General features: G+C 46.2%; 9 protein-coding genes and 2 pseudogenes. 7 read left to right on the top strand and 4 right to left on the bottom strand.

What is annotated here, in order from left to right; genetic code table 11:
* The coding region (locus tag Q0369_RS00075) for a toxin-antitoxin system YwqK family antitoxin (protein ID WP_298094304.1) at positions 1–413 on the top strand (413 nt) is incomplete at its 5' end.
* Between the two features lie 1425 nt (positions 414–1838).
* Here Q0369_RS00075 and Q0369_RS00070 read toward each other — a convergent pair.
* Genes Q0369_RS00070 through Q0369_RS00055 form a run of 4 tightly spaced genes read right to left on the bottom strand, consistent with a single transcriptional unit; the run spans position 1839 to position 5484 of the window.
* The gene (locus Q0369_RS00070) at positions 1839–2570 is read right to left on the bottom strand and encodes a superoxide dismutase (protein ID WP_298094301.1); all 732 of its coding nucleotides are present in this window, start codon (positions 2568–2570) and stop codon (positions 1839–1841) included.
* Positions 2570–2743: a hypothetical protein gene (locus Q0369_RS00065; RefSeq protein WP_005870938.1), complete on the bottom strand. Its 174-nt coding sequence runs from the start codon at positions 2741–2743 to the stop codon at positions 2570–2572. Before Q0369_RS00065 ends, Q0369_RS00070 begins: the two co-directional genes overlap by 1 nt.
* Positions 2736–4850, bottom strand: coding sequence for a mechanosensitive ion channel family protein (locus tag Q0369_RS00060; RefSeq protein WP_298094296.1), 2115 nt, complete (start codon positions 4848–4850; stop codon positions 2736–2738). The genes Q0369_RS00065 and Q0369_RS00060 overlap by 8 nt, the downstream gene beginning before the upstream one ends.
* Positions 4816–5484: a carbonic anhydrase gene (locus Q0369_RS00055; RefSeq protein WP_298094293.1), complete on the bottom strand. Its 669-nt coding sequence runs from the start codon at positions 5482–5484 to the stop codon at positions 4816–4818. Before Q0369_RS00055 ends, Q0369_RS00060 begins: the two co-directional genes overlap by 35 nt.
* Before the next feature lie 131 nt (positions 5485–5615).
* Between Q0369_RS00055 and Q0369_RS00050 the strand changes: the two genes are divergently transcribed.
* From Q0369_RS00050 to Q0369_RS00025, 6 genes and pseudogenes are all read left to right on the top strand, one after another.
* The gene (locus tag Q0369_RS00050) at positions 5616–6311 is read left to right on the top strand and encodes a Bax inhibitor-1/YccA family protein (protein ID WP_298094290.1); all 696 of its coding nucleotides are present in this window, start codon (positions 5616–5618) and stop codon (positions 6309–6311) included.
* A gap of 94 nt (positions 6312–6405) precedes the next feature.
* Positions 6406–6678, top strand: a pseudogene (gene secG, locus Q0369_RS11130) (preprotein translocase subunit SecG); the annotation flags it as partial.
* A gap of 350 nt (positions 6679–7028) precedes the next feature.
* Positions 7029–7586, top strand: coding sequence for a ribosome recycling factor (gene frr / locus Q0369_RS00040; RefSeq protein ID WP_298094284.1), 558 nt, complete (start codon positions 7029–7031; stop codon positions 7584–7586).
* Between the two features lie 3 nt (positions 7587–7589).
* Positions 7590–8201, top strand: a complete 612-nt coding sequence (gene pyrE / locus Q0369_RS00035; protein ID WP_298094282.1) for an orotate phosphoribosyltransferase — start codon at positions 7590–7592, stop codon at positions 8199–8201.
* Between the two features lie 103 nt (positions 8202–8304).
* Positions 8305–8730 carry an RDD family protein gene (locus Q0369_RS00030; RefSeq protein ID WP_298094279.1) on the top strand — a complete coding sequence of 142 codons (426 nt, stop codon included), beginning with the start codon at positions 8305–8307 and terminating at the stop codon, positions 8728–8730.
* Positions 8727–9086, top strand: a pseudogene (locus tag Q0369_RS00025) (ribonuclease HII); the annotation flags it as partial. The gene Q0369_RS00030 and the pseudogene Q0369_RS00025, both read left to right, overlap by 4 nt.

The raw sequence follows: 9086 nt of genomic DNA, 5'->3' as shown, positions 1-9086 counted from the left end.
AGGACGGCAAGACGCGCGTAATCGAAAATTTCAAAGACGACGAGCGCGACGGCGCGGTATGCGAATACTACGAGGGCGGCGCGCTACAGGGCGAATATGAGTTTGAGCGCGGCAGGCAAACGGGCACAAGTAAGCAATACTACGCAAGCGGTGCGCTTGCGGCGAAGGTAATGTTCAGAGACGGGCACAAACACGGGCTATACGAAACATATCACGAAAACGGCGCGCTCAAGGCCAGAGTGACGTTCAAGGATGGGCTCGAGACGGGCACGGCGAAGCACTACTACGCAGACGGCAAGCTCGAAGCCGAGGGCGAGTTTGAGCGCGGTAGGCTCGTGCGCGCCAAAAAATACGACGAAAGCGGCAAGCTAATCAGCGACAAATCCGATGAAAACGGGCTAGCGAGGGAGTAAAGCGGACTAAATTTTAAAATTTTAAGCGGGTTTTGAGCTTTGAGTGGGCTTAAAATTTGAAATAGGGTTTGAATTTTAAGCAGACGCGGCTTTACGTTTTGCGGGTGCAATATTTTTGAGCGGAACGGTTTCGTGCCTTGAGCGAGGGCGGTTTTTAATTTTATTAGGCGTAGCTCTATACTTTAAATAGACACGGCTTCGCGTCTCGGACAAATTTTGATTGAGCGCGGCTATACCCTTTAAATAGGCGCGACTTTACGTTTCGAGCGAGTGCGGCTTTGAATTTTATTGAGTATGACTTTGGATTTAAGCGAACGTGGTTTGCACTTTTGGTTTAGCGTGCATGCCGCGCGACTAGTGCCGCCTTAACGGACTAATTTTATGTTTGTGAAGCGATGTGCTGCGTTTAAACGAGTAAAATTCTACACCGAGCAGCTTTATGCGGCGCGCGAATACGGCTCGGCGCTTTAATTAACGAGGTCTCGCACAGCGCAGCTCGCCGCGTAATTTGAGCTGATGCGGTTAAAATCCCACGCTGTATTTTGGCACACATAGCGCGCATGTATCGCCTGACGCGGCATAGCTTGGTTTCGATGCAGCTTGTCTTTTCCGCGCAACGACCTAGCTTTGGCAGGTGCAAATTTTTAAAATTTAAAGCGGAATTTCAAGTTGAAACGGCGCTGAAATTTCAACCGCCAAAAAGTAAAATTTGACGATCAAATTTCGTTAAATTTAGCCCGTGGTTCGCAAGCCGTGCTATTCGGGCGTAAATTTCAAACCCGCCGCGACCTTGTCTTTGGCGCGGCAAATTTAATCTAGCTGATATTTTAAAATTTGCCGACCGCTTTACTAAACAAAATTTTACGAATAGGGCATGGGTGAACAAGGCAGGGAGGCAGATAGAAGTTGCCCTCTCCGTATAATTGCGGAAGCAAAGAATGGGCTGCCTATCTCGGTATGAAAATTTCATGGGCCTATTACAACTTTAAAATTTTGCAAGATACTCGCTCGTAGCGTTAAATTTCAATACGCGGGCAGTGGAAATTTTAAGAAAGCAGAGCTAGATAAAGCGAAATTTCACATAAGGTCTGTGCAACGCGGCATTTGCGCACAAGATATAAGCGCTGAAAAGGAGAAACACTCGGAATTTAGCGCATAACTAGTGGGAAACTAGAGCTGAACAAACTTCAAATTAAAAATCTTAAATTTTAATCCGCGGACGCCAAATGGGTTCAAAATCAAATTTATGTAAATTTAGTACGCAGCAAGCCGGGAGTGCTCTCAGAGCACTACAGGTCGTATAGCGCAGTATCCGTCGGCAAAATACGGGCATTGAAAGACGTACCCGTTTGAAATTTAGCGCGCGGCGTAATTAATGAACTTAAAGTTTTGCAACTCTCTAAGTTGCGCAGCAAAAACCCAAATCTATCCGCAGCAGCCGCAATCGCAGCGCGAAGATGCGGAGGGATGAAGCTCGCTAATATAGAGCTTCACGGAGTCAAGTCCTTGCTTTTTCGCCTGGAAGTAGGCGTCGCTTGCAAAGCCAAAGTCCGCAAAGCGCAAGAAATTCTCCACGTAGGATTTGCGCGCATTTTGATGATCGGCATAATAGGCGTGCTCCCAAAGATCGCAGGCTAGGAGTGGAATTTCACCATGCACGATCGGCGTGTCCGCATTTTGCGTCGTGATGATTTCTAAATTTGTGCCACTCTCGTCGCACGCAAGCCAGCACCAGCCGCTACCGAAAAGCCCCAGTGCGCGCTTTAAAAACTCGCTTTTCAAATTTTCTATCCCGCCGAAAGCCTGCGTTAAAGCGTCCGCGAGCTCGCCGCTAGGCTCGCTTGGCTGCGCGATACAGTCGAAGTAAAAATCGTGGTTGTAAATTTCAGAGGCGTTGTTAAAAATACGGCTAAAACCTAGGCAAATTTGATAAAGCTTTGAAATTTGCGAAAAATTGCACTCCTCGCCGCGTACCTCCTTGAACGACTGCGTGATGATCGTAAAAAGATCCGCGTTTTGTATCGGTGTGTCCGCAATATCTCGATTTAAGGCAGAGACGTAGTCCTCGCAAAGCCCGCCGTGGTGAAATTTCAAACTCTGCAAGCTCGCGATTTTATTCGTGCGCGGATCAAAAGGCAGCGCCCTGGATCTAAACACTAATAATCCTCGCTGTCCAAATCGCTATAATCGTTAAAACCGTCGTCGTCTTCGTAGCTGTAATCATCCTCGTCGTAGTTGTAGTTGTAACTCTCGTCGCCTCCGATTAAATCATCGTCCTCATATTCGTCCTCATCGAACTCTTCGTCTTCGAAGTCATCGAAATCAGCCATTTTGCTCTCCTTTGTCGTTGGAATTTACTTTTGATTTTACGCATTCGCTTGCTATTTCCGGGATATTTTCGATATAAACGCTCTGCGATGGGAAGGCAAACGATAGTCCGTTTTGCTCCACGATCTCCATTATTTTAAATAAAACATCCTCTTTCGTTTGGATGAAATTTGCCCATATTACGGTTTTTGTGAAGCAGTAAACTAAAATATTAATGGACGAATCGCCAAAGCTATCTAACGCCACGAACATGGTGCTTTTATAGCCCGCTAAATCGTCGATAGAGACCATATTTTGTCTATAGCGCATACGAAAATCTTTAGAATTTAATGCCGTATCGGCAGACTGAGCGATGCCCGGGTGAGATTTTAACATCTCTTTTATGTCGTTTACGCACTTTCGCAGTTGAGCCGTGCTCGCACCGTATTCGACACCTACGGTAAGCTTTAAATTCCGTCCTACCTTCCTGCGGCTCCAGTTTTTGATATTTTGCGCCATTATGTTGGAATTCGGCACAAAAACAAGAGCGTTATCAAAGGTTCTGATCGTCGTCTTTCTAAAGCCTGTTTCTACGACGTTTCCTTCTATGTCGCCTAATACGACCCAATCACCTTGTGAGAATGAATTATCAAATAATAGCATCACGGATGAGAAGAAATTTGCGATGATGTCCTTGGTCGCAAACGCGATCGCAAGTCCGCCGATTCCAAGCGATGCCATAAGCGCCGAGATGTCAAAGCCCAGACGCTTTAGCACCAAAAGCACGGCGATGATGATTACGATGACATATAGAATTTTAACGACTAGATTTATGATATCTTTTCTGACGCCTTTTTTCGTGATGTTTCCAAGCACAATAATGCCGTAACCGTCGATGATTTCGATGATGAGCCATGCCCAAAGTACCACGTAAACGATCGAGAATAAATTTGCAAATTTTATCGGCACAGGCGCCGGATAATAAAATATACTAAGACAGATATCGACCGAATAAGCGATCAGCAAAATACCCATCGGGCGCTTGATGATGCCTACTACTTGCGTTTTTAGAGTTTCGCTATCCAGCGAAAAGCTTTTATTAAAGAATTTAAATACGAAATAGATGATGTTGGCAAGTAGCCTGCGAAGCGAGTAGAAAAATAGCGTAATCAGCGTGATCAAAATGAGCTTGCCGAAATTTACGTGGCTGAGCTTAAACGGAATTTTATCGTTGATATAATCGATCACCGATTTAAAATTTAAGCTGGTAAAAACCACGCTACTTGCGAGCAGATCGCTATTTCGAGACAGATACGTAAGCACCTCGTCGTAGGTCTGCTTGTCGTTTTTCAAATCGTTGATTTTAGACTCTAAGGCGTCTATCTGCTCTTGACTGCTTAGATTATTTTTCAAATCATTAAGTTTGCTAAAATCCCTAGTTTGGATATTTAGTAGCGTGCTACTCAGCTCACTTTCAAGCGCGCTTCTGCTTGCGCCGTTTACAAACATATCCTCAATTTTCATAAGCGAGGTATAAAAGATCTCTGCCATCTCCATCTTTTCTAAATCCGCGCTTGCATTTACGTATTCGGGAGAGCTCTGCTTTTTGGCGTATTTTTTTAGCGTAGTTTGGATGTTCTTTTTATTTTGCGCATACGACATTATGCTTTCGATATCCATATCCTGCTGCGTAATCGCAAAAGGTAGGCGATCAAAGAGCTTAGCTTTATTGCGATCGATGGCGTCCAGTTCGTTTTTGCTCGCGTTGGCGTCACCGCCGTTAAGCAGGGAGCTGCGTTGTAAATTTAGCTTTTTAATCTCTTTGATTACAGAGATAAGCGTCTCTCCATTAGGAGCTTTTTTCTGTGAAGTCTCCGTTTTGGCGACCTTTTCTGCGATCATATTTATTACTTCGGTTTTATTGCCATCCTCCGCACCGAGCGATTTGGATAAAATTTTAGCGACTTCCTTTTTGATCTCGGTTTTGTTGTTTTCTAAAGTAAGATTTGCCTCTGGAGTAGAAGAATTCGTCTCTACAAAGCTTCCTTCGCCGGTCGTGTTGAGGTCTGCAAACGCTAAAGCGGCGCTAAAAAGACTAATCGTTAAAAAGCTGATTATAGATTTTTTCATAATCCATTCCCTTATTTAATAGCGTAAAATGCGCGCCTTCGTCGTCGTAGTTGAATAGCTCGCCCGTTTCGATGACGTAGTGCCAGCCGTAAATTTTAATCTCGCCGTTTTTGTAGGCGTCTTTGATGCCAGGAAAACTAAGTAAATTTTGCATGGAATTTATAATATTTAATCTCTCGGTGATCCACTCACGCTTGCCGGTGCCGAGATCTTTGAGCTTTTCGACCTCGTCTTTTACGGGCTGCATTAAATTTAGCCAGCGCCTTACGTTTGGAATTTTTTCGAGTTTTTTAGCGTCGTAAAACAGCGCCGCGCAGCCACCGCAGTTGCTGTGCCCGCAAACGATGATATTTTTGATTTTTAGCGAATACAGCGCGTATTCAATCGCTGAGGTAGTCGCTAAAAATTCCTCGCTAATGCGGTATGGAGGAACGACGTTTGCAATATTTCGTACGACGAAAAGCTCTCCTGGAAGCGTCGAGGTAATTAGGCTTGGCACCACGCGCGAGTCGGAGCAGCCGATAAAAAGTGTGTGGGGCTTTTGATGATTTGCCAGACTCCCGAAAAGCTCGGCATGCTCGGCAAAATTTTCTTCCATAAATTTAATAGCTCCATTTATTAACTGGCTGGGCATACTTTCTCCTTAAAAAAGTCGGGAATTATATATTACTTTCATAAATAGATAGAATTCTGGGAATTTTTAATTATATATTTACCAAATTTTCGCTAAACTCCCCGCTCATAAATCAAAAGAAGGAGAAAAATATGAGTCTATACGACAGACGAAATTACGCGGATGGCTATGAGCTATCGGACGCATCACTGGAACAAGGACGAATCTCTCAGACTATCAAACAAACCTACGCGCTTCTAACCGCTTCGATGATAGCTGCGGCGGCAGGGGCTTTTGTGGCGATGAGTTTCGGCGTGAGCTTGGCTCTTCATCCGATTTTATATCTGGTAGTTTTAATGGGGCTGATCTTCGGTATGCAAGCAGCCGTAAATCGCGGCGCCAACACGATCGCGCTGATTTTGCTTTTTGCATTTACCTTTATTACCGGTCTTACTCTAGGTAAATTGATCGCTATCTATATCGCAGCGGGTGCCGGAGACGTAGTAACGCATGCGTTTGTGGCTACGGCGATTACTTTCGGTGCTCTTACCGTTTACGCGATGAATACAAAGACAAATTTCGACTCTTGGGGCAAGCCGCTATTGGTATCGCTTGTGGCTATTATCGTGCTAAGCCTTTTGAACTACTTCTTTTTCAAAAGCACCGTGCTTGATATAGCGATTTCAGCTTTTTCGGCTTTAATCTTTTCGATGTATATCATCTACGATACTAAAAATATTATAAACGGCACCTATACTTCACCGATAATGGCTGCCGTAGATATGTATCTAAACATCTACAACCTCTTCCTTTCGCTGCTAAGAATTTTCGGCGCAAGTAGAGACTAAATTTTACGCACCGCTTCGTGCGGTGCACTCTTAACTTAAAATTTATAAATCTTTTATTATAATCGCAAATTCAATTTTTTCAAAAGGTTTTATAGTGACTACGTTATTTTTGGTTTTACAAGTCGTCTTCGCCGTGATAATTACGATCTCCGTTCTGCTGCAAAAGAGCTCTTCTATTGGGCTTGGCGCATACAGCGGAAGCAACGAAAGCTTATTCGGAGCGAAGGGTCCAGCGGGATTTTTGGCTAAATTTACCGCCGCGATGGGAATTTTATTTGTGATAAATACACTCGTGCTTGCGTATTTCTATCAACAAGATGCTAAATCTTCCGTAGTCGATCGCGTAAAGATCGAAGTGAATGCTACTAAATCCGGACCAAACGCTGTCCCTGGCGTGCCGTCTATCCCTACTTCTGGCATAAAGCCTAATTTCGCTCCTGCAAGCACTGAGTCAAATTCTATAATTAGCGGCGAGACCAATGCGACGGATACGAAAATCGAAGCGCCCGCAGCTCCTGCTACCGATACCGCCGCAGCTAGCGCGCCTGCTCGGTCGCAAGCATCAAGTGATACCAATGCCAGCGCCGCTTCCGCAGATCAAAACACAACCAAATAAACTCTAAATTTTAAAATTTAAAAGCGCAAAATCCGCGCTTTTAAATGCTATTCTTATTTTTTTAACGCTATAATTCCGCAAATTTTATTTAAAGGATTTGAATGCTAGAAGCTATCTATAAAGAGCAAAGAGCAAACGGCGATCGAGCTATCGAGGCTTTGAAAAAGGACTTTACGACGCTACGCACCGGCAAAGTGAGCGTGGCGATCCTAGATCATATTTTCGTGGATTATTACGGCTCGCAAACTCCGCTAAATCAGGTCGCGACCGTCCTTTCGACCGATGCGGTAACGATCTCGATCACGCCTTGGGAAAAGCCGATGCTAAAGGCGATCGAAAGCGCGATCGCAGCGGCGAATATCGGCGTAAACCCTACTAACGACGGCGAGAGCGTAAAGCTATTTTTCCCGCCGATGACGGTCGAGCAACGCCAAGAAAACGCAAAAAAGGCCAAAGCGATGGGCGAGAAGGCTAAAATCGGCATTCGTAACGTCCGAAAAGACGCTAACGACGAGATCAAAAAGCTCGAAAAAGACAAAGCGATCTCCGAAGACGACGCTAAAAAGGGCTATGAGGAGGTGCAAAAGATCACCGACTCTTACTCAAGCAAGATCGACGACGCAGTCAAGGCCAAAGAAGCCGAGCTTTTGAAGGTCTGAGCTGTGAATATAGAAAAAATCTATCGCGACTGCGGTGCATATCTGCAGGGGCATTTTCTGCTTTCAAGCGGCAACCATTCGGAATTCTATCTGCAAAGCGCCAAAGTACTTGAGGATCCGCAGCTCGCGGGGCAGCTCGCAGACGAGCTTGCCGCAATCATCGAAAAAGCAGGCGTAGAGTTTGACAGCGTCTGCTCGCCTGCGCTGGGCGGAATTTTAGCTGGCTACGAGCTAGCTCGCGCGGCGAAAAAGCGCTTCATCTTTACCGAGCGCGTGGATCGCGTGATGAGCCTGCGCCGCGGCTTTGAAGTGCATAAGGGCGAGAGATTTATCGTCTGTGAGGACATCATCACTACGGGTGGCTCAGCGCTTGAAAGCGCGAGGCTCATCGAAAACCTCAGCGGCGAGGTCGTGGGCTTTGCCGCGCTTGCCAATCGCGGATTTTGCAAGGTCGCAAATTTAGCGGGCAGCAGTGCAAAAGAGGGCGCCAAGCTACCTGCAGATAAGCCGTTTTTTGCGCTAGGCAATTTCGAGTTTGAAATTTACGAGCCCGCAACCTGCCCGCTTTGTGCTACCGGAAGCAAGGCGATCAAGCCCGGCAGTCGCGGAAACTAGGCGTCGATTTGCTGCTAACAAACCGCAACGAGATTAAATTTTATCCTCTAGGCTCTAAATTTAGCGCGCCGGAATTTTAAAATTTAATCCAAAACGAAGCAAAATGGCAAAACAAAAAGCTAAAATTTCACCGATCTTTCTGCGCGTAAAGGCCTTCATCGTCGATCTTTTCATCATCGCGATGCCCCTATTCTACGGCGTTACCTATCTCATCTTGGGCTCAAAAGAAGCTCTATGGCGCAACCAAGCCGCGATCGCGCTTATATGGCTTGCTTACGGCGCTATTTGCGCGGTATTTTACGCCCGCAGCGCCCAGACTCCGGGCTATAAGCTCGCGGGGCTTTATCTCATCGACATTCGTAGCGGACGCAAAGCAAGCTTCTTTAGAGCCTTAGCTCGCTTTGCTTGCTTCGTGCTTGCGGGCTTTAGCGTCATCGGGCTTTTGATCTGCTTCTTTCGCAAAGATCATCTAAACTTACACGACCTACTAAGCGGAGCCGCGCCCGTCGTGCGAAAGGACGCGCAGTGAGCGGTCAGATTTGCGGCATCGACGAGGCGGGGCGCGGCTGTCTTGCGGGACCGCTTTGCGTCGCGGGTTGCGTCTTGCAGCGCGAAATCGCAGGCCTTGCCGATAGCAAAAAACTAAGCGAGAAGCGCCGCGAGGAGCTCTATGCTCAGATCATCAAAAACTCGCGCTACAAAATCGTCGAAATTTCAAGCGCACAGGTCGATGAGATCGGACTCAGCGCATGTCTAAGATCGGCGCTTGAGCAGATTCTCGCGTATTTTATGGGTTTTAGCGGGGAGATCATCTACGACGGCAACGCAACCTTCGGCGTACGCGGGCTTCAGACGCTCGTAAAGGCCGACGCGCAAATCGCCGAA

Source organism: uncultured Campylobacter sp., assembly GCF_938030685.1.
GTDB lineage: Bacteria > Campylobacterota > Campylobacteria > Campylobacterales > Campylobacteraceae > Campylobacter_B.
The sequence above is the reverse complement of the archived record's forward strand: the minus strand, read 5'-3'. Positions and strand labels throughout refer to the sequence as shown.